The 21,990-nt window shown below is 73.0% G+C and carries 14 protein-coding genes; 8 read left to right on the top strand and 6 right to left on the bottom strand.

From position 1 onward, the window contains the following. Positions 1-12: 12 nt before the first annotated feature. From OG599_RS15170 to OG599_RS15150, 5 genes are all read right to left on the bottom strand, one after another. Positions 13-198 carry a hypothetical protein gene (locus tag OG599_RS15170; RefSeq protein WP_327176514.1) on the bottom strand — a complete coding sequence of 62 codons (186 nt, stop codon included), beginning with the start codon at positions 196-198 and terminating at the stop codon, positions 13-15. A 111-nt stretch (positions 199-309) separates the two neighbouring features. Continuing rightward, positions 310-1,242 (bottom strand): hydroxyacid dehydrogenase, encoded by a 933-nt coding sequence (locus tag OG599_RS15165; RefSeq protein WP_327176513.1) that lies wholly within the window; start codon positions 1,240-1,242, stop codon positions 310-312. Positions 1,243-1,285: 43 nt separating this feature from the next. Continuing rightward, positions 1,286-2,503, bottom strand: a complete 1,218-nt coding sequence (locus OG599_RS15160; RefSeq protein ID WP_327176512.1) for a cytochrome P450 — start codon at positions 2,501-2,503, stop codon at positions 1,286-1,288. Then, positions 2,500-3,252: a thioesterase II family protein gene (locus tag OG599_RS15155; protein ID WP_327176511.1), complete on the bottom strand. Its 753-nt coding sequence runs from the start codon at positions 3,250-3,252 to the stop codon at positions 2,500-2,502. The genes OG599_RS15160 and OG599_RS15155 overlap by 4 nt, the downstream gene beginning before the upstream one ends. Positions 3,253-3,327: 75 nt before the next feature. After that, positions 3,328-5,091, bottom strand: coding sequence for a non-ribosomal peptide synthetase (locus OG599_RS15150; RefSeq protein ID WP_327176510.1), 1,764 nt, complete (start codon positions 5,089-5,091; stop codon positions 3,328-3,330). A 169-nt stretch (positions 5,092-5,260) separates the two neighbouring features. Here OG599_RS15150 and OG599_RS15145 point away from each other — a divergent pair, with 169 nt between their 5' ends. The 8 genes from OG599_RS15145 to OG599_RS15110 all read left to right on the top strand — a co-directional run bounded on the left by OG599_RS15145 (position 5,261) and on the right by OG599_RS15110 (position 17,403). Next, a complete protein-coding gene (locus OG599_RS15145) occupies positions 5,261-6,301 on the top strand; it encodes a pyridoxal-phosphate dependent enzyme (protein ID WP_327176509.1) in 1,041 nt (346 codons plus the stop codon). 35 nt (positions 6,302-6,336) lie between these two features. After that, on the top strand, positions 6,337-7,539 hold the full coding sequence (locus tag OG599_RS15140; protein WP_327176508.1) for an ATP-grasp domain-containing protein: 1,203 nt from the start codon (positions 6,337-6,339) through the stop codon (positions 7,537-7,539). Then, positions 7,536-8,729: an MFS transporter gene (locus OG599_RS15135; RefSeq protein WP_327176507.1), complete on the top strand. Its 1,194-nt coding sequence runs from the start codon at positions 7,536-7,538 to the stop codon at positions 8,727-8,729. Before OG599_RS15140 ends, OG599_RS15135 begins: the two co-directional genes overlap by 4 nt. Next, entirely contained in the window at positions 8,722-9,912 is a 1,191-nt protein-coding gene (locus OG599_RS15130; protein ID WP_327176506.1) for an ATP-grasp domain-containing protein, read from the top strand. Before OG599_RS15135 ends, OG599_RS15130 begins: the two co-directional genes overlap by 8 nt. Before the next feature lie 47 nt (positions 9,913-9,959). Beyond that, on the top strand, positions 9,960-10,967 hold the full coding sequence (locus OG599_RS15125; RefSeq protein ID WP_327176505.1) for an ATP-grasp domain-containing protein: 1,008 nt from the start codon (positions 9,960-9,962) through the stop codon (positions 10,965-10,967). Next, complete coding sequence (locus OG599_RS15120; RefSeq protein ID WP_327176504.1) at positions 10,964-12,307, top strand: hypothetical protein; 1,344 nt, start codon at positions 10,964-10,966, stop codon at positions 12,305-12,307. The genes OG599_RS15125 and OG599_RS15120 overlap by 4 nt, the downstream gene beginning before the upstream one ends. A 411-nt stretch (positions 12,308-12,718) precedes the next feature. Continuing rightward, on the top strand, positions 12,719-16,063 hold the full coding sequence (locus tag OG599_RS15115) for an AAA family ATPase (RefSeq protein ID WP_327176503.1): 3,345 nt from the start codon (positions 12,719-12,721) through the stop codon (positions 16,061-16,063). Positions 16,064-16,143: 80 nt separating this feature from the next. After that, positions 16,144-17,403: a S8 family serine peptidase gene (locus OG599_RS15110; RefSeq protein WP_327176502.1), complete on the top strand. Its 1,260-nt coding sequence runs from the start codon at positions 16,144-16,146 to the stop codon at positions 17,401-17,403. A gap of 21 nt (positions 17,404-17,424) precedes the next feature. Here OG599_RS15110 and eccCa read toward each other — a convergent pair whose 3' ends face one another. Further along, positions 17,425-21,552 carry a type VII secretion protein EccCa gene (eccCa, locus tag OG599_RS15105; protein WP_327176501.1) on the bottom strand — a complete coding sequence of 1,376 codons (4,128 nt, stop codon included), beginning with the start codon at positions 21,550-21,552 and terminating at the stop codon, positions 17,425-17,427. Between the last annotated feature and the right edge of the window lie 438 nt (positions 21,553-21,990).

Genomic DNA, 21,990 nt, shown 5'->3' with positions numbered 1-21,990 from the left:
CCCGGGTGCGCGTCAGGAGGGGCCGTTCTCCGACTGCGGGTCGGGGGTCGTGCCGGGGTCCGTCGCGAGGGGCGCGAGGTCGCCCGCGGCCGCCGTCGCGGACCACTGCACCGGCTCGGCCTGCGCCGCTCCCGCCGCCGCACCAAGGGCGAGAGCCAGCGCCGCGAACCCCGTGACAGCGGCCTTCTTGATGCTCATTACTGTGCCCTTCGCTCTGACGACATCCTGTGGTGCCGACCCGTCTCGGTCCGGCACCACACAATCTCGCCCCACCCGTTCCCGAACGATTCCCGGAAAGTTACCGGCACCTCAGACCGGCTCGGGCACCGGCAGCAGGAGGTCGCGTACCGCGGACACCGCCGTCTCCGCGGCCCTGGTCTGGGCCTCCGCCGTGCTCGCCCCGATGTGCGGAGTGGGCAGGAGCGAGGGCAGGGCGAGCAGGTCGCGGGGGACGGACGGTTCGGCGGCGAAGACGTCGAGGCAGGCGCCGGCGATCCGGCCCTCGGCCAGGGCCAGGGCCACGGCCTTCTCGTTGACGATGCCGCCGCGGGCGGTGTTGACCAGGAGCAGGTTCCGCTTGGCCAGGCGCAGTTCCCTCTCGCCGATCAGGTTGCGGGTCCCGGCGGTGAGCGGCAGATGCACGGTGAGGACGTCCGCGCCGCTCAGGAGTTCGCCGAGCCCCACCGCGCGGGCGCCCCAGGGGTCGGCCGCCTCCTGGAGTACGTACGGGTCGTGGTACTCGATCCTCATGTCGAAGGCCGCGAGCCGCCGGGCGACCAGTCGGCCGACCCGGCCGAAGCCGAGGATGCCGACGGTCCTGCCGGACAGCTCGCTCCCCTGGAAGTCGGCACGCCGCCACTGTCCGGCGCGCAGCGAGGCGGCGGCCGCGGGGATGTTCCGCAGGGCGGAGATGATCAGGCCGACGGTGAGTTCGGCGACGCTGACGACGTTGGACTCGGGCGCGTTGGCGACCAGGACGCCGGCTTCCGCGGCGGCCTCGACGTCAACGTTGTCGAGGCCGACTCCGGCCCGTGCGACGATCCGCAGCCGGGGCGCAGCCGCGAGCACCTCGCGGTCGACGCGGGTGGCGCTGCGGATGATCAGCGCTTCGGCGTCGGCCACGGCGGCGAGGAGCGCCGGGCGGTCGGTGCCGTCGCAGCGGCGGACCGTGAACCGCGTGCCGAGTCCGGCGAGTACCTGCTTCGGCAGCGGGTCGGCGACGACGACGGTGGGGGTGGTCATGGGATACGGGGTCTCCGTGTGCGGGAGGGAGGTGCGGCGGGTGTCAGCCACGGCGGGCCGCCGGGGTCAGGCGCAGCGGCAGCGAGCGCAGGCCGTTGACGACGATGGAGTCCAGGCGCTCGGGTGTGCCGTCGAGCGTCATCTCGCCGACCTGGGCGGTGAACTCCCGCAGCACCGCCTTCATCTCCAGTTTGGCCAGCTGGGTGCCGACGCAGTAGTGGGAGCCGGCGCCGAGTGCGAGATGGCGGTTCGGGGTGCGTCGTACGTCGAAGTCGTCGGGGTCCGTGAAGTGCGCCGGATCGCGGTTGGCGGAGGTCAGCCAGCACACCACGAGGTCGCCGCGGCGGATGCGCTGCCCGCCGAGCTCCACGTCGGCGGTGGCCCGCCGTGTGATGTGGGTGGCGCTGGACGTCCAGCGCAGCATCTCCTCGATCGCGGTGTCCACGGTCGCGTCGAAGTCCCGCCGGAGCAGGTCCCACTGGTCCGGGTGGTCGAGCAGGGCGAGCAGTCCGCCGGACATCGCCAGACGTACGTTCTCGGTGCCGCCGACCAGGAGGTTGTCGCAGTTGAGCACGACGTCGTCCAGTGGCAGCGGCGCCCCCTCGTGCCGTACGCCGGCGAGCACGCTCACCAGGTCGTCGCCGGGCCGCGCACGGCGCTCCTCGACGAGTCCGGCGAAATAGTCGAGGATCTCCAGGTGCGCGAGGCTGCGCTCCTCGGAACTTCCCGCGCAGAAGGCGTCCGTGGACCACTCGACGATCCGCGGGCGGTCCTCGTCCGGTATGCCGAGGAAGGCGCACACCACGTCGAGCGGCAGCGTGGCGGCGATCTCCGTGACGAACTCGGTGCGCCCCACCGCGACGGCGGCACGGACCGTCTCCCTGGCCGTCCGGTCCAGGAAGTCGCCGAGCATCCGCAGGTTCCGCGGCGCGAACCAGCCCGCGATCGCTCCGCGCAGCGCGGTGTGCCGGGGCGGGTCGGACAGGGCGAGTGTGCGGTTGCTGCCGGGGTCGTCGCCCTGGGCGAGCGGGCGGAGGAGGATACCGGAGGACGAGCTGAAGGTGCCGGCGTCGCGGAGCACCTCCTTGATCTCGTCGTACCTGGTCAGGGACCAGAATCCGGGGAAGACGTCCGGTTCGTGCCAGGCGACGGGTGCCCGCTCGCGCATCCGGCGCCACAGGGTGAAGGGGTCGCCGGCGCGGTAGGTCGCACCGTCGAGAAGGGCGGCGATGTCGGGGCGGGCGAGCATGTCGGGGCTCACGGGGTTTCCCTTCGGGTGCGGTCGAGTGCGGCGCGCAGGAGCTCGACGGGCGGCTCCTCGCGCAGGTAGAAGTGGCCGCCCGGCACGGTGAGGGACGTGAAGTCCCCTGTGGTGTGCCGGGACCAGCGGGTGACGTGCTCCCGTATCCCCGGTACGTCCTGTTCTCCGGCGACGGCGGTGACGCGGGCGGTGAGCCGCTTGCCGGAGTGCTCGGTGTACCGGGCGACGAGCCGCAGGTCGCCCTTGATGTAGTCGAGGATCATCTCGAGCAGATCGGGCTCGGCCCGGATCTCGGGGCTGACCGGCTCGTACTGCTCCAGATACGCGAGGACGTCGGCGGTGTCCTCGAACGGAACGGCGGGCCGTTCGGCGGGGGCGGCCGCCGAGGAGATCACGAGGGCAGGCACGGGGGCGCCGGCCTGTTCGAGCCGGTGGGCGACCTCGAGGGCGACGTAGGCGCCCATGCTGTGCCCGAACAGGACGGAGTAGCGCTCTCCGGTACGCAGGATCTCCTCGGCAACCGAGGCGGCCAGGTCGAGGAGGCTCCCGGGGTGGTCCTCGGCGACGCGGTCCTCACGGCCCGGGTACTGCACGGCGTCCACGCGGGCGGCGGGCAGCAGGGAGGGCCAGGAGCGGAAGAAGGAGGCACAGCCGCCTGCGTGCGGAAAGCACAGCACGGCGGGCCCGGAGCCGGGTTCCGGGGTGAGTCGGCGCAGGGAGACAGAGCTCCCGGTGGGCGTGTGGGGCATGGGTGACGACCGATCGGGGCGAGACATCGGGGAGAGTCGGGCCGGAGGCGCCGGAGCCGGTCGCCTCCGCGTGGTTCACGGTGCCGCGAGCAGTTCCGCCTGCTCGGCGACGGTGGCACGGCGGTACACGTCCTTGACCCCGATGGGACGGCCGGCGACCTTCCCGAGGGCACGGGCCAGACGCAGCACGGTCAGGGAGTTGCCGCCCAGTTCGAAGAAGGTCGCGTCGGACGAGGCCTGGACGGGGGCACCGAGGAGCTCCGACCAGACGGCGGCCACCAGGGCGGCCGGGGAGTCCGCCACCGGGGGCGCCGGGGTCTCGTGGACCCGCTGCGCGCCCGCCAGCAGGGCCGCCCGGTCGATCTTGTCGTGAGCCGTGCGCGGCAGGACGTCGGGAAAGAGCACCCGGTCCGGCACGACCGCCGGGCCGAGACTCTCCGCCACACGGGCCCGGACCGCCGCCGCGTCGACGGTGGTGCCCGGCCGCAGGGCGACGAAGGCGAAACACGTCGAGCTCGTGTGGTCGTACGCCGCGGCCGCGGCCCGTACGCCGGGGTGGGCGGCGATCGCCTCTTCGAGGGCTTCGAGCGTGACGCGTACGCCACGGATCTTGACCTCGTTGTCGATCCGGCCCGTGAAATCGAGCCCGTCCTGCTCTGTCCAGCGCCCGAGGTCGCCGGTGAGATATGCCCTGACGACCGGACCTGCCGGGTCCGTCAGCTCGACGAACCTGGCGGCCGTGTGCTGCGGGTCGGCCACGTATCCGGCGGCGACACCGGGGCCGGACAGCGCGATCTGTCCCTCCTCGCCGGCCGGCACCGGGCGCAGCAGGTCGTCGAGCAGGTGGACGGTCGCGCCGGGGACCGGGAAGCCGATGGTGGAGCGGCCGGGTGCGTCGTAGAGGCGGCAGGTGGCCCAGACGGTGCACTCGGTGGGCCCGTACTCGTTGGCGAGGGCGGCCCCGGGCAACGCTGCGAAGTGCTGTTCGACGAGTTGCTGCGGCAGGGACTCGCCCGCACAGACGGCGACCCGAAGAGAGGCGGTGGCCGCGGGGCCGGCGGCGAGCACGGGCAGCAGCTCGGCGTAGAAGCTGGGCACGGTGAGCAGGTGGCTGACGTGGTGGCCGGCGATCAGGTCGAACAGAGCGACTGGGTCGCGCCGTTCGTCCTCGCGGGCCACGACGAGGGTGCCGCCGGCGGCGAGGGTGCCCCAGACGCCGGCCACGGAGGAGTCGAAGTGGAACGGCGACAGGAGCAGGAAGACGGGGGTGCCGTACGGCTCGTACACCGCTAGCCGGGCCTGGGTGGAACTCGCCAGGTTGGCGTGCGTGACAGAGACACCCTTGGGCCTGCCGCTGCTGCCGGAGGTGTAGAGGACGTACGCCTCGTCGCCGAGATCGCCGAGATCGCCGAGATCGCCGGCATCGACGGTCTCGCCGGAGAGGGCCGGAGCGCTCGGTGCGACCCGGGGATCGAGCACCGTCGTCACCCCGGCCGTCTCCCGGATGTGCGCGGACGCGCTCCGCGGCGCCTCCGGGTTGAGGAACACGAACGACCGGCCGCTGAGCGCGACCCCGAGCGCGTGTGTGACGGCGCCGACCGTGCGGTGCGCGGCGATGCCGACGCGCCGTGCGTTCGTGCCGGACAGCGAGCGTGCGACCTCGGTGGCGCGCTCGACGAGCTGCCGGTAGTCGAGCACGTCGTCGCCGCAGACCACCGCCGTCCGGTCGGGGTGGCTGCGGGCCCGCTCGACCACGAGGTCGCAGACCCGCTGCACGGGCGGGGGCAGCGGAGGCCCGGAGAAGGCACCCGCCGGGTGGGAGGACAGGGGAAGGGTCATGCCCCTGATTCTGGGAGTCGGCTTCCCGGCGGACTCCCGGCCCGCTCCGGGAAGCGAACGGGAATCAACCGGTATTCCCGCCGCCTAGAACTCCGTATGTCAGCGGACGACACCGCCCCCGGCGGACAGCCCCCGCACCCACGACACCGAACTCATCGGAAGGCACGCGGTGTACAAGTCATTTGCCGAGAAACTGTCCGAACCTGACCTCATCGACCTGGGCGACGAGATCTACGTCCTGCGCTTCGAGGTCATGAAGGTCACCTCGGTGTACGCGGCGGTCAAGGCTCTCCTCGACCGCGGAGTGATCCGCCCGGGCCAGACGCTGGTGGACAGCTCCAGCGGCATCTACGGCCACGCCCTCGCCCTGGTCTGCCGCAACCTCGGGCTCAAGTGCCACGTCTTCGCCTCGGTCGCGGTCGACGCGGCGATCCGGACCCAGCTCAAGTACCTCGGCGCGACCTACACCCAGGTGCCGTCCTCCGACGACCCGGGTCTCCAGCACGACCAGGAGACACGCGTCCGCCTCGTGCACGCGTACATGGAGGAGAACCCGGACGCGTACTGGATGCAGCAGTACCACGACGACGTGCACTACATCGGTTACGAGAGCGTCGCGAACACCGTGGTGAAGGAGCTCGGCTCCAGCGGCGTCACCGTGGTCGGCGGTGTCGGCACCGGGGCGTCGACCAGCGCCATGAGCCGCTACCTGCGCGAGCTGTCGCCGGACGTCCGGGTCGCCGGCATCCAGCCCTTCGGCAGCCGTTCCTTCGGCTCCGAGGCCATTCCGCTGGACGGCTTCATCATCGCGGGCATCGGCAGCGGCATCCGGTTCGGCAACATCGACTACAGCGCGTACGACGAGATGCACTGGCTGAACTTCGACGTCTCGGCGGCCGGCTGCCGCCATCTCCTCGCGACGACCGGCGTGTTCGCCGGTCTCTCCTCGGGTGCCGGCTGGCAGGTCGCACGCCAGCTGCGCAGGAGCGCACCGGACGGCGGGCCGATCGTCTTCCTCGCCGCCGACCCCGGCCACCGCTACGTCGAGCGGGTCTTCCCGCCGGACGGGCCCGCCCAGCCGGACCCGGAGTTCGCGCCGACCGTCATCACCGACCTCGCGGACATGACCGGCCCCTGGAGCGCGATGGAGTGGGGACGCCGCGCCTACAGCGTCGAGGACGACCTGCCGACCTACACCCCCGCGACCTGACTCCTTCCCTCCCCGACCCCAGCGAGGCACCAGCCATGACCCCCACCCTCCACGTCGCAGTCATCAACTACGGCCCTCAGAGCGACTACGCCGCGATGCTCCCCGAACTGGCCGGTGCCCTGGAGGTGTACACCCACAACGACCTGAAGAACACGGGCGACTTCGCGCGCTACGAGTACGTACCGGACTGCGAGTTCGTTCCCTACGCGGAGCTGATGATCCGCCGCACGGCTCAGGAGAACCCGTTCACGCACGTCATCACGGACAACGAGTACGACCTGGAGCGCACCGCCCGGATCCGCGCGGCCCTCGGGATACCGGGCCAGTCCGCCGCGAGCGCGCTGTCCTTCCGCGACAAGGCGGTCATGAAGGAGGTCGCGGGACGCACGGTGCGCACCGCGCGCTTCGCCCGCCTGGAGACGATCACCGACCTCACGGACTTCATCGACGCGACCGGCTACCCGGTCGTGGTCAAGCCGGTCAAGCAGGGCGGTTCGCGCGACATCCGCGTACTGCGCGACGACGAGGACCTGGTGGAGTTCAGCCGGCGGCACTGGCGCGAGGACCTCTTGGCCGAGGAGTTCATCGATGGGCGTATGTACCACGTGGACGCGGTCCTTGCCCCCGGCTACCGGTTCGTCGCCTCGTCCCGTTACCTGCGCAGTTGCCTCGGCGTCTTCGACGGGCAGAACAACGGCTCGGTGCAGCTGCGCCCGGAGGACGAGCTCGCGCTGCGCTTGGAGGAGTTCTTCGACCGGACGCTCGAAGCCTTCGACGTCCCCGAGGTGAGCGCGTACCACCTGGAGGTCTTCCACACCCCGGACGACCAGTTCGTCCTGTGCGAGATCGCCTCGCGCGTCGGCGGCAACCGGATCCCGGCGCTGACGCAGCTGACGTACGGCGTCGATCTGCGCGCCGCCTGGCTGCGCCGGTCCGTCGGGTTGCCCGTCCCGCCGCCGCCCACCACCGCTCCGGACAAGGTGCATGGCTCGGTGTCCCTGCTGCCGCAGGGCCGACCGGTCCAGGCGCCCGGCCGGCCGCCGTTCCCGTGGGTGCGCGATTACCAGGTGAACCCGAATCTCCGCCCGGACGCCGTGGCGCAGAACAGCACGTCGCACCTGTGCTACGCGATCGTGGAGGGCGTGGACGCCGCCGAGGTCGAGGAGCGCCTGTACGAGGTGGAGGCCTGGCTGACGAAACACCTCCAGGACGTACCGGCGGAAGCCGCCGGCTCGTGAACACCTGGCGCGGCACGTCCGCCACCGGGCGGATGCTCCTGCTCGCGGTGCTGCTCACCGGCCTGACCACGTTCATGTTCCTGCCACTGCTTGCCCTGGACCTCACCGACCAGGGCATCCCGACAGCCCAGGCGGGTTTCCTCGTGGGGCTGCTCTCCTTCTGCGGGCAGGGATTCTCGCTGATCAGCGGGATGGTCGTGGACCGTTTCGATTCCCGGTTCGTGCTCGCGGCCGGCTTCGTCCTGCGCATCGCCGGCTATCTGCTGCTCGGACTCGGACTCGCGGACGGTACGCACATGGGGGCGCTGGTCGCAGGCATCGCGGTGATCGGCGTGGGCGGTTCGCTGCTCGGCATGTCGATCAAGACGCTGCTCGTCCGGGACGACAGCGTGCCCCGGCGCGAGATGCTGGCGCTGCGCTCGACCTTCGTGAACGTCGGTGTGATCGTCGGCCCGGCGCTGGGCGCGTTGCTCTACCCGTTCGGGTTCGACTACGTCCTCGCCGCCTGCGTGGCCTCGCACCTTCTGCTCGGCATACGGCTCACGGCACGCCCGGTGCAGGCCGCACCGCCCGCCGGGTCCCCGACCGTCGCGAGCGGCCGGCAGGTGCCCGGGAGCGGCGAGAGCTGGGCGCGCTGGCAGTGGGGGCCGCTGGTCCTCGTGGGGGTCGCGTACTGGGCGATCTACAGCCAGCTGAACGTCGTCCTGCCCATTGCCGCCAAGGAGTTGACGGGCAGCGCCGCCGCGATCTCGGTCGTCTTCACACTCAACGGAGCGCTCGTGGTGCTGTTCCAGTACAGCCTGCTGCGCCATGTGTTCCGCAAGGCCGGCACCCGCACCCTGCTGGCCCTCGGCTTCCTGGCCTTCGGTGGCGGCTACGCGCTGCTCATCGCGTTCAGCGGCTGGGGCGCGCTGATCGCCTTCGTGCTGCCGATCACGCTGGCCGAGATGCTGATCTCGCCGAGCCTCGACGAGCAGGCCGTGCGGGCGGGCTCGCTGCGCCGCACGGGACTCGCGCTCGGCACGATGAGCGCCGCGGGCGCGCTCGGCAGCCTGCTGGGCTCCGGGCTCGGAGGCTATCTCCTGGGGTCCCTCCACGGCGGCGGCCTGTGGCTGCTGATCAGCTGCCTGTCGCTCGCGGCCGCCGCATTCTGTTTCCTTCTCCCGAAAGGCAGTCCGCAGCATGCCTGATGCGACCGACACCGCCCGCCCGACCGCCGTCCTGCTCAACCCCCGTGACGCGGTTCTCGCGGCGGCCGAGCGACTGGGCCTGGCCGTGGTCCTCGTGGTCGACCCCGGCCAGCCGAGGCCGCCGGCCACGGGCGACCCGGAGATCGAGACAACCTGGACGGCCGACAGCTCCGAACTGATCACCCGGCTCCGGGAGCGCACCTTCCCCGGCCCGGTCAGTTGCTTCGGTTTCGGCGAGATCGGCGCCTCGGTGGCTGCGGTCGTCAACGGCGAGCTCGGCTGGCCCGGCAACCCCCCGCACGCGCCGGCCGTCCTCAAGAACAAGGCTGACCTGCGCGCCCTGGTCGGGGACAAGGCGGGCGCACCGGTCGCGTACGCTTTGGCCGCCACCCGGGACGACCTGCTGCCCGCGCTCACCGAGGTCGGCTTTCCCTGTGTGGCGAAGCCGGTGGACGGCACGGGAAGTTCGGGCGTGCAGTACCTGGCCGATGTGGCCGAGGCCGAGGCCTACACCGCAGCGCTCGACTGGCAGCGCCCGCTGCTCGTCGAGGAGTTCCTGGAGGGCACCGAGTACAGCGTCGAGGCCATGAGCTCGGACACCGGTCACCGCATCCTGGCCGTCACCGAGAAGCGCACCACGGGCGCACCGCACTTCGTCGAGACCGGGCACACGCTGCCCGTACGCCTGACGGACACGGCCGAGAGAGCGATCGCCGAGCTCGTCGGCGGGACCCTGGACGCCGCCGGCCACCGCTTCGGCACCTCGCACACCGAGGTCATGGTGACCGCGGCAGGGCCGCGACTCATCGAGTCGCACGGCCGTCCCGGCGGCGACCGGATCAGCGACATGCTGCACCTGGCGCTCGGCGAGGACGTGTTCGCCCAGTCGATGGCGGCCGTGTTCGGGCTGCCCGTGCAGCAGGCGCCGTCCCGCGACAGAGTGGCGGGCATCCGCTACGTCACCTTCGACGGGCCCGTCCCCGAAGGCGGCCTCAGGACCGAGCTGGTCGCCTCGCTGCCCGGCGTCGAAGAGGTCAGGATCACCGCACCCGCCGGACAGCTCCCCGGCGCCGTCACCAAGTCGGGGGACCGGCACGGCTTCGTGCTCGCCGTCGCCGACACACGCGACGAACTGGAGGGCCATCTCGACGCCGCCCTCCGCACTTTGACCGCAGGCGTCTGAACCGCCTCCCCCGCACCCCTTCCTGCTGAGATGTCGAGAGGTACCCCTTGCCGTACAAGATCCTGATCCTGGTGTCCGAGGCCTCGAAATTCGAGCTCAACAACGCTTCGATCATCCCGAGCGCGCTGTACCGCGAAGGCCACGACGTGCACATCGGTGACATCGACAGCCTCGGCGTTCACGAGAACGTGGTCGTGTGCGACCAGGTCAGGCTGTCCGAGGAGTTCGTCGCCGGCGCCGACTTCCCCGCGCTGCGCGAGTCCTACGCGTCCGCCGAGGACTTCGACCTCGTGTGGGTTCTCGCGGGGACCCATCCCGAGACCGACGACGACTCCTTCCGGCTCCTGTGGCTGCTGAACCAGCGCGTCCCGTTCGTCAACGGCGCCGGCGCGCTCTTCCACCTCAACACCAAGATCAACCTTGGTGCGATCGTGCCGGCCGAGAACCTGCCGGTGTCCTACGTCACCAACGACTTCGATTTCCTGAACGGCCTCGTCGAGTCGGACGGCGACCGCTCCTGGGTCGTCAAGCCCACCAGTGACGGCTGCGGCGCCGATGTGTACGTGGTCAACAAGAAGGACCGCAACCGCTCGGCGATCCTCGGTTCGGCGACCGGCAACGAGATGTCGCGCGTCGGCCGCTACGGCCGGGACGTCATCGGCATGGCCAAGCGCCACACCGCGGTCCAGGAGTACATCCCCAACGTCCGTACCAACGAGAAGCGCGTGATCATAGCGGGTGACCAGCCGGTCTCCGGCTTCCTGCGCTTCCACCCGGAGAACGACAACCGCTCGAACGCCACCCTCGGCGCCCGCTTCGAGAAGCTCGAACTCACCGAGGAAGAGGACGCGTTCGTGCGCGAGCTCGGCAGACGAATGATGGACCTCGGCATCTTCTACTCGGGCGTCGACCTGGCGTTCCCCTACGTCATCGAGATCAACATGGTGAACCCGGGCGGCCTCAGCTACCACCGCCGCGCCACCGGCGAGGACAAGTCCTCCGAGGCGGTCAACGCGGTTCTGGACGCCCTGCGCGCCGCCGGGAAGCTGAAGTGAGCGCGGCACGGGCGGTGTGGTCCGCCCTGGACCGGCGTGCCGTCGCCGCGTGGGCCGACTTCGAGAGCACCGGTGGGGCGAACCAGGACCGTACGGAGTTCACGGAGCGCATCCACCGCAAGGGCTGGGCGCACGCCTACCCGCCGCAGATCCTGTCGGCGGAGGCGGCCGACGATGTCGCGACGGTCGGCGTGCGCCTGGCGGAGCTCGTCTCGGGTTTCCCGCAGCGGGTGTTCGGCGAGGATCTCGCCGCCTGGGCGGAGTACCTGGGCGCGTCCGCCGACGACGCGGCCCTGATGACCGAGGCCCTCGCGAGCCCCCGTCTGGCCAAGGTGGCCCGGGCGTTCATGCGCCCCGACCTGGTGGTCACCGACGAGGGCCTGAAGCTGGTCGAGCTGAACGTGGCGACGTCCCTGGGCGGCCTCAGCACCTGCGCGCCCTACACCCGGGCCGCACGCTCCTCGGCGTACGCCCGCTTCCTGGAGTCCCGCGGTCTCGGCCTGGACGCACCCGACACCTCACGGGTCTGGCTGGAGGTCTTCGGCGGTCTCACCCGGCGGCACACCGACGGACCGCTGCATGTCTTCGAGGCGACCGCGAACCCCGCAGACATCGACTCGGGCCGGCGCTTCTTCGTCGACATGGTGCGCTCGGCCGGGCACCAGGTCAGCTGTGGCCTGGTGCACCACCTCGAACTCACCGACGAGGGCGTTTACTTCGAGGGCCGTCGGATCGACGCGGTGTTCACGGCGTACACCTGGCACGAGACCCGGCGCTTCGTGCCGCCGGCGCTCACCCGTCGTCTGATGGAGCTCGACGCGGCCGGCAAGGTCGACTTCATCGGCTCCCCCGCTGCGGGGCTCTTCGACAACAAGGCCAATCTGGCTCTGCTCTTCGAGTACGCCTCGTTGCTCACGAACGAGGAGCGGACCCTGGTCGAGCGACACGTGCCGGAGACGTTCCGGCTGAGTGAGGAGACCCTGGAGCGGGCCGTCGCGGCCCGCGAGCAGTTGCTGTGCAAGCCTGCGTCCGCCTACGGCGGCAAGGACATGAGGTACGGCTTTCCGCTGGACGACACCGCGTGGCGCGCATTGCTCACGGAGTGCCTGCGGGGATCGGCCGAGCGCCATGTGCTGCAGTACCGTGTTCCGCCGGCCGTCGTGGAGCTGCCGGGCGCGAGTCCGTCGGCCCGTGAGGTCGTCCTGGCACCGCTGGTGTTCGGCGGCCGGTTCGCCGGTACGTTCCTGCGCCAGGCGCCGCCCAGGGAGGAGTCGGTGATCAACGCGTCGAGCGGTGCGGAGTCCGCCGGCGTGCTCAGCATCACTGCGAGAGAGCGCTGACCACCGTGCTGCGCACAGCGATTCCCGACAAGGGCTCCCTGGCCGGTCCAGCCGCCGCGATGCTGAGCGAGCCGGGTCGCTGAACAGCGCGACGAGGCACGACGTGACGTGCCCGTAGTCCCCGTTCTGGTCCCAGTGGTGGTCCCGCTCGACCCCCCGGCCTCGGAGCGAGGCTCGGTCGCGAGGCGGACGAGGGGCAGGACGCCCGGCCCGGGCCGGCTTCATGGCCCTGCGCAGTGCGGCCCATCGCTCTGCCGGACGGTTCGGGGCGGACGACGGCCGGTCACCACTCCGCCGACTCCCCCCACCGGGCCGAGGGACGGCCCCGCTTCCCCGTCACCCGGCCGGTATATCCTCCGCACGGGTTGTTGATGATCAACGAGGCCCGCCTGCCGGGCGTGTGGAGGGCCGATGACGCGGCACCTGCTGGTCGTGGACCGCGATGGGGAATCGGGCGGCGGGCTCCGGACGATCGGTGAGGCGCTGGAGGCGGCTCGCAACGGGTCGGTGATCAGTGTGCGGCCGGGCCTGTACGAGGAGAACCTCGTGGTGGGCAAGATGGTCACCTTCGTCTCGGCCGATCCGCTGGGCGTGGTCGAGATCGCGCCTCCCCGTGGAAGTGCTGTCCAAGTGCGGGCCGAGGCGGTGAAGTTCGCCGGGATACGGCTGTGCGGCGCCGACGAGGAGTTGCCGGCGGTCGACGTGCTCCGGGGCCAGGTCGCGCTGGAGGAGTGCGAGATCACCGGGGCGGCGTGGACGGCGCTGCTCTCCCGGGGTGAGGGGTCGCTGGCGATGCGCGGCTGCCGGGTCAGCAATCCGGCGGGGGCGGGGGTGGTCGACGTGTCGGCGCAGCCGTCGGTGGTGGAGGACTGCCACTTCGAGCGGCTCGGGACGACGGGTGTGGTGATCGGCGAGGGTGCGGCGACGGTGGTGCGCCGCTGTACGGTGCGCGACGCGCGCGGCAACGGGGTGCTGGCCAACGGGCGGGCCCGGGGCAGTGTCGAGGACGTCGAGGTGTCCGGGACCGGGAAGCCCGGGGTGGCGGCGGAGCAGAACGCGGCGACCCGGTTCGCGCGGTGCCGGGTGAAGCGGTCGGTGGTCGGGTTCCACGTGGCGAGCGCGGGGCAGGTCGTGCTGGAGGAGTGCTCGGCGGTGGACGTGTCGGGGCACGCGGTGACGCTCGCCGGGGGTACCGATCCGGTGGTCAAGGGTTTGACGGTGGTACGTCCCGGGGGGTGCGGGATCGTGGTGACCGGGCGTTCCCGGGGCACCTTCACCGACTGTTCCGTCAGCGACGGGCGGAGCACCGGGCTGCTCGTGGACGACGGTTCGTCCCCGGCGGTGAACCGGCTGCGGATCGACTCCCCGTCCGGCGGCGGGGTGGTCGTCACCGGCGGGGCCGTTCCCCGGCTGGACCGGGTGGAGGTCACCGGGGCGGCGGGCGTCGGCGTCCTCGTGGAGGGGAGCGCCGGGGCCGAGGAGAACGGCGAGGAGAGCGGCACCGGCGGCGGGGCGCGGGAGCTGCTGGTGCGGCGGCTGACGGTGTCGGGGGCGCAGCGCGAGGCGCTGGAGATACGCGGCGGCACGGTCCAGGTGGAGGAGGCGGTGCTGGTGGGTGCCGCGTCGCACGGGCTGCGGATCGGCGCGGGCGCCCGGGTGACCGTGCAGGCGGGCCGGATCGCGGACGCCGGGCGGGCCGGGGTGCTGGTGGAGGGCGGCGCCGGGCTGACGTTGCTGGACACCGAGGTCAGCGGGTCCGGGACGGACGGCCTGGCGGTGGAGGACGGGGCGGCGATCGTGGTCCGGGGGCGGTTCCTGGACGGCCGGGGCCACGGGGTGCGGGTGGGCCGGCAGGGCCGGGCCACGCTGGACGACTGCGAGGCGACCGGCGGTGCGGGCGATGGGGTCCGGGTCGAGGGCGAGCACGAGGTACGCCTGGTGCGTTGCGTGACGGCGGGGAACAAGGGTGCGGGGCTGCGGCGGACCGCCGCGCGGGGCGACGTACGCGCGGAGGAGCTGGACAGCCACGACAACGGGGAGCCGGACTCCTGGGAGAGCGGCCCCGAGCAGGCGGGAGAGGGGGCGGACGCGCTCGGCGGGCCGCGTGGGCCGCTCGCCCGGCTGGAGGAGCTGGTGGGGCTCCACGCGGTGAAGGAGCAGGTCTCCACCCTCGTCAACCTCAACCGCCTCGCGGTGCGCCGTCGGGCGGCCGGGCTGCCGGTGCCGATGGCCTCCCGGCACCTCGTGTTCGCGGGGCCTCCCGGGACCGGCAAGACCACGGTGGCCCGGCTCTACGGCAGTGTGCTGGCGGCGCTCGACGTGCTGCCGTCGGGGCACCTGGTGGAGGTCTCGCGGGCCGATCTGGTCGCGAAGGTGGTGGGCGGTACCGCCATCAAGACGACCGAGGTCTTCGAACGGGCCCTGGGCGGGGTGCTGTTCATCGACGAGGCGTACACCCTCACCGCGCAGGAGGGCGGCGGCCCGGACTTCGGGCGGGAGGCGGTGGACACCCTGATGAAGCTGATGGAGGACCACCGCGACGACGTGGTGGTGATCGTCGCCGGGTACACCGACCGGATGCGGGGCTTCCTCGCATCCAACCCCGGTCTCGCCTCGCGCTTCAGCCGCACCCTGGAGTTCGAGAACTACGCGGTGCCCGAACTGGTCACCATCGTGCGGAGGTTGTGCGAGGCGCACCTCTACGTACTGGCCGAGGGTGTCGAGGAGGCGCTCGCCGCGCACTTCGAGCGGATGCCCCGGGACGACACCTTCGGCAACGCCCGTGCCGCACGGGCGGTGTTCGAGGAGATGGTCGACCGGCAGGCGATCCGGCTCGCGGGAGCCGAGCAGGTGCTCGACGCCGACCTCACCTCCTTCGTCCCGTCCGACGTCAGTGAGGAGGCGGCGGTCACGGCGGCCGGCGGGGAGCGGGCCGGTGGCGCCGGGCTGGAGGACATCCTCGCCCGGCTGCGCGCCATGACCGGGCTCGACGGTGTGAAGTCCGAGGTGGACGACCTGGTGAGCCTGCTGCACGCGGCGCGCCGCCGCCGCGCCGCCGGGCTGCCCGCCACCAGCGTCGGCCACCACCTGGTCTTCGCGGGTCCGCCCGGTACCGGCAAGACGACGGTGGCCCGGCTCTACGGCGAACTCCTGGGCGCGCTGGACGTGTTGCCGCGCGGTCAGCTGGTCGAGGTGGCGCGGGCCGATCTGGTCGGGCGGTACGTCGGGCACACCGCCCAGCTCACCCGGGAGGCGTTCGGGCGGGCCCGGGGCGGGGTGCTCTTCGTCGACGAGGCGTACGCGCTGACCCCGCGCGGCGGGTCCGGCAACGACTTCGGCCAGGAGGCGGTGGACACCCTGGTGAAGCTGATGGAGGACCACCGCGACGAGGTGGCGGTGGTGGTGGCCGGCTACACCACCGAGATGGAACGTTTCCTCGCGTCCAACCCCGGCCTCGCCTCCCGCTTCTCCCGCACCGTGCACTTCGAGACGTACTCGGCGGAGCAGCTCGCGGGCATCGTGCGGGACCTCTGCGAGCGGGACGGTTACACCTGCGGCGAGGAGACCGCCGACGCGCTGCTGGCGCATTTCGACGGCGTGGAACGCGGCGAGGACTTCGGCAACGCCCGGTACGCGCGCAAGGTCATGGAGGCGATGGTGACGAGGCAGGCCAGGCGGCTCACCGCCCTGCCGGACGCGACGGTGGACGAACTGCGGACGCTGATCGCCGCCGACGTTCCGGCGGAAACGCTGTGAGCGCGCGGGGCGTCCGGGGCGGACGGGGTGTCCGGCGTGGACCTGGGGCGCGCACGGCGGCACTTGCGGTGGTCCTGGCCGTGAGCGGCGTGCTCGCGTCGGTCCCCCCGGCCGGTGCGGCCGACGGTACGGGCGCGGGCGCGGCCGGTGCGGCCGACGGCGCGCAGTTCCCGCAGATCCCGACGGTGCTCGACCGCCCCGACGGTACGGGCGACAGCGGCGGTACGGGCGGCACCTGCGTGAAGCCGTCCAGGTCGGTGAGTACGCGTACGCCGTGGCAGCAGACCACCCTCGCGCTCTCCGAGTCCTGGCAGTTCGCCTCCGGCGCCGGGGTGAAGGTGGCCGTGGTCGACACCGGGGTCGACGCCTCCGGTGTGCCCGCCCTGCGCGGCCGGGTGACTGCGGGCCCGGACGTGGTCTCCGGCGGGAGGGCGGGGACCGACTGCGTCGGGCACGGTACGTTCGCGGCCGGGCTGATCGCGGCGGCGCCCCGGTCCGGCACGGGCTTCGCGGGTGTGGCGCCCGGCGCCACGATCGTGGCGGTACGGGTCACCGACCGGTACGGCGCCACCACCGCCGACCGTGTCGCCGACGGGATCACGGCGGCGGTCTCGGCCGGGGCCGGAGTGGTGGACGTGCCGATCGCGCTCGGCACCACGAGCCCCGCGCTGACCCGGGCGGTCGCCTCGGCCGTGAAGAAGGGCGCCCTGGTGGTGGCCCCCGCGTACGCCGCGGCCACCGACGGCACCGGGTCCGGCCAGGCCGGCTCGCCGACCGCGGCCCCGCTCCCGGCGGCGTACCCCGCCGCGCTGCCCGGGGTGCTGGCGGTGGCGGCGATCGGGCCGGGCGGCGCCGCCGAGCTCACCGTGGCGCCGGTCACCCGGCCCGGTCTGGCGGCGCCGGGCACCAGCGTGCTGAGCGTGGGGCCGGGCGGCTCCGGCGGGTTCACCGGTTCGGGCGCCGCGTTCGCATCGGCCCTGGTGGCCGGGGTGGCGGCCCTGGTCGTGGAGCGCGAACCCGGCCTGACTCCGGCCCAGTTGACCGCCCGCCTGGAGCGCACCGCGTACCACGCCGCCGCCGACGGCCAGGACCCGCTGGTCGGCTGGGGCACCGTGCAGCCGGTGCGCGCGGTGTCGGAGGTGCTGCCCGCCGGCGCTCCGGCCGAGTCGGCGGCAGGTGCCGTACGCCCGCCCCTGCGGGTTCCGGCCCCCGCCGCCCGTACCGCCGTGCACCAGGCGTGGGTGGTGGCGGCGGGGGCGGCGCTGCTGATCGCGCTGACGGCGCTGGCGGCGGTCGCCCTGCCGCGCGCCCGGCGCCGGAGGGCCGGCACCCGCGCCTGACGGGGGCCGCAGCCGGCCCATTCACCCCGCGACCTCGTTCGCCTCCGGGTTGGTCTCCGGGTTCGTCTCCACCAGTCCGGTCTGCACCTGCTGCGTGCCGCGCCGGGTGATGTACAGGCCCCGGCCCGGGGGCAGCAGCCTCGGCTTGACGTTGCCGATGAACGCGCCTTCGGAGGGCTGGCAGGAGAGCATCACCGTCGGGGTGTTGACCTCCAGCAGCTTGCGCAGCAGCGGGTCGGAGAGGGCGCGGGAGGCGCCGTTGGCGCTGCGGGCCACGATCAGGTGGAGGCCGAGTTCGGTGGACTGGACGAGGTGGTCGAAGAGCGGTGCGAAGGGGCTCGGGGCGCCCAGCCCGCCGCCGCCCAGCATCTCGTGGTCGTCCACGACGAGGAAGAGCCGGGGGCCCTTCCACCAGTCGCGCCTGGCCAGGCGCTCCGGGCCGATCTCGGGTCCGGGGACGCGCTCCGCGATGCCCTGGGCCGCGCCCAGGACCAGCTTCTTCGCCTGTTCGGCGGAGACGGCGTAGCCGAGGCGGTGGGCCTCCGGTACGGATTCGGAGAGGGTGCGCCGCAGGTCGACGGTCATCACCCGGGCCTCGTCGGGGCCGTACCGGGCGACGACGGCGCGGGCGATCAGGGCGAGCAGGTTGGTCTTGCCGGACTCCGCGTCGCCGACGACCAGCAGGTGCGGGGAGGCCTCGAAGTCGTGCCAGAAGGTCTCCAGGCGTTGGTCCTCGACGCCGAGCGGGACCCGCAGGTCGCCCTCGGGGGCGGGGAGCGCCGTGGCGGGGAGGGTGAGCGGCAGCATCCGTACCGGCGGGGCGGACGGTCCCTGCCAGGCCTCGGCCACCGACCGGGCGAGCGCGGCGAAGCCCTCCGCGTGCCCCGGGTGGGCGTCGCCGGAGCCGGTCCCGGGGCCGTCGGGCTCGTCGAGGCGGGGGAGCGCGGTCAGGAAGTGCAGCCGTTCGGCGGTGAGGCCGCGGCCCGGGACGGTGGGGACGCCCGACGCGGCCCGCATGTTGATCATCGAGTCGACGGGGTCCCCGAGCCGCAGCTCGAAGCGGGTGCCGAGCTGGTCGCGGAGGGCGCCGCTCATCTCGCCCCAGCGGGTGGAGGCGACGACGAGGTGGACGCCGAAGTTGAGGCCGCGCGCGGAGATCTGGTTGAAGACGGGGAGCAGTTCGGAGAAGTCCTGGCGGACCGTGCCCCAGCCGTCGACGACCAGGAACACGTCCCCGTACGGCTCGTCGGCGAACTCCCCGGCGGCCCGGCGGCGCCGGTAGTCGGCCATCGTCTCCACGCCGTGGTCGGCGAAGAGCCGCTCCCGGCGGGCCATCAGCGCGGTGACCTCGGCGACCGTGCGGCGTACCCGCTCGGGGTCGAGGCGGCCGGTGACGGTGCCGACGTGCGGCAGGGCGGCGAGCGCGGTGAGCGTGCCGCCGCCGAAGTCCAGCCCGTGGAACTGGACTTCGCGCGGGGTGTGGGTGAGCGCGAGGGAGGCCACCAGGGTGCGCAGCAGGGTGCTCTTGCCGCTCTGCGGGCCGCCCGCCACGCCGACGTGGCCGCCCGCCCCCGACAGGTCCGCGAGGAGCGGGTCGCGGCGCTGGTCGAAGGGGCGGTCGACCACGCCGATCGGGACGCGCAGGGTGGGGCCCGCCGGGGAGCCGGTCACCGGGGCGGCGCCGAAGCCGCGCGCGGCGGTGGTGGTGAGCGGCGGGAGCAGCGAGGCCAGCGCGACGGGGGTGTCCAGCGGCGGCAGCCACACCGGGTGGGCGTCCGGGCCGCCGATCTCGCGCAGCCGGTCGAGGGCGACGTCGAGCAGCGAGGGCGCCGTGCCCGTCTCCGCCTCGGGTACGGGGTCCGGTACGGCCGCCGGGAGGCGCCGGGGCGCCGCCCAGGCGGCGGTGAACGGGGTGACCTGACCGGCGACGACGGCCTGCCGGGCGGCGCCGCGTGCCCGGCGGCGGTACGGGCCGGAGACGTAGGCGGCCTTGAAGCGGGTCAGGCTGCCGACGTCGTTCTTGAGCAGCCCGCTGCCCGGCTGGGAGGGCAGGGTGTACGCGTCGGGGACGCCGAGGACGCTGCGGGACTCCATGGCGGAGAAGGTGCGCAGGCCGATGCGGTACGAGAGGTGGGACTCCAGCTGGTGCATGCGGCCCTCGTCGAGGCGCTGCGAGGCGAGCAGCAGGTGCACGCCGAGTGACCGGCCGAGCCGGCCGATCATCACGAAGAGCTCCATGAAGTCGCGGTGTGCGGCGAGCAGTTCGCTGAACTCGTCCACCACGACGAAGAGCGTGGGCAGCGGCGCGAGGTCGGCGCCGCCGGCCCGGGCGCGCTCGTAGTCGAGCGCCGAGGCGTACGAACCGGCGCGGCGCAACAGCTCCTGGCGGCGGATGAGTTCACCGTGCAGGGCGTCCTTCATCCGCTCCACCAGGGCGGCTTCGTCGGCGAGGTTGGTGATGACGGCGGAGGTGTGCGGGAGTCGGTCGAGTCCGAGGAAGGTGGCGCCGCCCTTGAAGTCGACGAGGACGAAGTTGAGGGTCTCGGAGGTGTGCGTCATCGCGAGGGCGAGCACGAGGGTGCGCAGCAGTTCGGACTTGCCGGAGCCGGTGGCGCCGATGAGCATGCCGTGCGGGCCCATGCCGCCCTGCGCGGACTCCTTGATGTCGAGGAGGACGGACCCGCCGTCGGCGCCGAGGCCGATCGGTACCCGCAGCCGGTCGGCGGCGCCCCGCTCGCGGAGCCGGTCCAGGTCGGTGCCGTGCAGGTCCAGGACGCCGAGCAGGCCGGTCAGCTCCATGTCGGTCTCCAGCGGCTGGGCGCTCTGCGTGCCGGTGCCGGGCCGGTACCGGGCCACCGACCGGGCGAGCGCCAGGGCGGCCTCGGGGCCGAGGACGTCGGGCTTGCCGACGGGGCTCTCGGTGTCGTGGCCGTTGTGGTCGGTCCCCGCCATGTGCAGCGCGTCCGGGGTCACCCGCAGCCGCAGCACGGTGCGCGGCGCCTTGCGCTCGATGACGCCCCGCACGTCGATGACGACGGTGTTGCGGTAGCCCGTACCGGCCACCCGGGCGTCGGCGGGCACACTGCCGGTGTCCAGCACGACCACGGTGTACGGCTCGTCGCGGCTGGGCGCGGCGTCCGGGCTGAACGGGGGCCGGCCGGTGAACTCCTCGCCGAGGAGCTGCTCCAGCTCGGAGACGGTCTCGGCGACCAGCCGTACGGGGCCGACCGCGTCCCGGTCGACCGGGTGCTGGGCGTGCGGCAGCCACTTGACCCACTCCCAGGCGGGCCGGGCCTCGCCGTCGGCGACGACGACCACGGCCGCCTCGCCGGGCGCGTGCAGCACGGCGAGCTGTCCGAGCAGGGCGCGCACCATGGCGCGCGCGGTCTCCCGGGCGGCCGCGTGCTCCGGCCCCGCCGGGGTGCCGCCGGTACGGGGGGCACCCGCCGTACCCGTGCCCGCGCCCGTACTCGTTCCCGTGCCGTCCGGGGTGAGCACGATCTGCGCGTACGTGCGCAGCCGGACCGCGACCGGCATGCCGGGGACGCTGGTGTAGGCGCGTACGAAGCGGCGCAGGGCGTGTGCGGAGAGCGGTTCGAGGTCCTCGACGGGCTTGGTGGAGAGCGGGGCGAGCGGGGTGGCGAGGGACTGGGCGCCGGTCGCGATGCGGATCTCGGCGAAGTCCTGGTGGGAGGTGCGGCGTTCCCAGAGCCGGTCGGTGCGGGCCAGGGTCCACAGGGCCGTCGGGTCGGGATGGCGCCAGGTCTGGGCCTGCCGCTGGTCCTGGACGACCTTGCGGACCCGGCGCCGGCTGGTGGCGAGGTAGCGCAGGTAGTCGCGGCGTTCGCCGCGCAGTTTCCGCTTGCGGTCGGACGCGCTGCGGACGAACTGGCTGACCAGCATGGCGACCGCGGACATCGCCATCATGCCGATGGCGACATAGGTGAGGACGCTGCCGCCGCCGCTCTCCGGCTTCAGGAAGATCAGCACCATGCCCATGGAGCTGAGCGCCATCGGGAAGTAGGTGACGATCCCGCCCATGGCGCCCTGTGTCTCCGGCAGCGGCGGCGGTTCCTGGAGGGCCAGCTCGCCCTGCGGGGGCGGCGGTCCGGGGCGCCTCGGCGGGCGGCGGAATGTGACGGTGCTCACGTGCTGGCAGGTCCTCCCCGCGCCGGGCCGGAGCCCGGTCGCGCTGTGCCCCGGCACCGGAACCCCTGTACGTCCCGGGGCCCTGGTGCGTACGGGCGCGCGGAGCGGGGGCGGACGGCAGGTACGGCCGTGGGCACGGGCTCGCGCGTCCGGGGACGCTTCGGTGTGACGCGCGTCCGGGGACGCTTCGGTGTGACGGAGGACGACGTGGCGTGGACGTCCACCGGCGGTGACGCGATCCGATACCGGTCCGGAGAACGGTGGGCGACGTGTCGGTGAAGCGCCGGAGAACCGTGGGAGTCCGGGCGGTGCCGGGGTCCGGGGAATTCCGGCGGATCGGCCCGCCGTCGGCATGTTCCAGCCCGGTGGGGCGAGTTCCGGCCGTGCGGCGGTGATCCGACTGTTCGTCATCCTGCTCGAGTCGCGTGTGAATGATCA

The organism is Streptomyces sp. NBC_01335, from assembly GCF_035953295.1.
Lineage (GTDB): Bacteria > Actinomycetota > Actinomycetes > Streptomycetales > Streptomycetaceae > Streptomyces.
The sequence above is the reverse complement of the archived record's forward strand: the minus strand, read 5'-3'. Positions and strand labels throughout refer to the sequence as shown.

What these genes read in the sequence shown, in the direction of transcription:
- OG599_RS15170 (WP_327176514.1), bottom strand. Translation starts at nt 198, where the DNA reads ATGAGCATCAAGAAGGCCGCTGTCACGGGGTTCGCGGCGCTGGCTCTC.
- OG599_RS15165 (WP_327176513.1), bottom strand. Translation starts at nt 1,242, where the DNA reads ATGACCACCCCCACCGTCGTCGTCGCCGACCCGCTGCCGAAGCAGGTA.
- OG599_RS15155 (WP_327176511.1), bottom strand. Translation starts at nt 3,252, where the DNA reads ATGCCCCACACGCCCACCGGGAGCTCTGTCTCCCTGCGCCGACTCACC.
- OG599_RS15150 (WP_327176510.1), bottom strand. Translation starts at nt 5,091, where the DNA reads ATGACCCTTCCCCTGTCCTCCCACCCGGCGGGTGCCTTCTCCGGGCCT.
- OG599_RS15140 (WP_327176508.1), top strand. Translation starts at nt 6,337, where the DNA reads ATGACCCCCACCCTCCACGTCGCAGTCATCAACTACGGCCCTCAGAGC.
- OG599_RS15130 (WP_327176506.1), top strand. Translation starts at nt 8,722, where the DNA reads ATGCCTGATGCGACCGACACCGCCCGCCCGACCGCCGTCCTGCTCAAC.
- OG599_RS15115 (WP_327176503.1), top strand. Translation starts at nt 12,719, where the DNA reads ATGACGCGGCACCTGCTGGTCGTGGACCGCGATGGGGAATCGGGCGGC.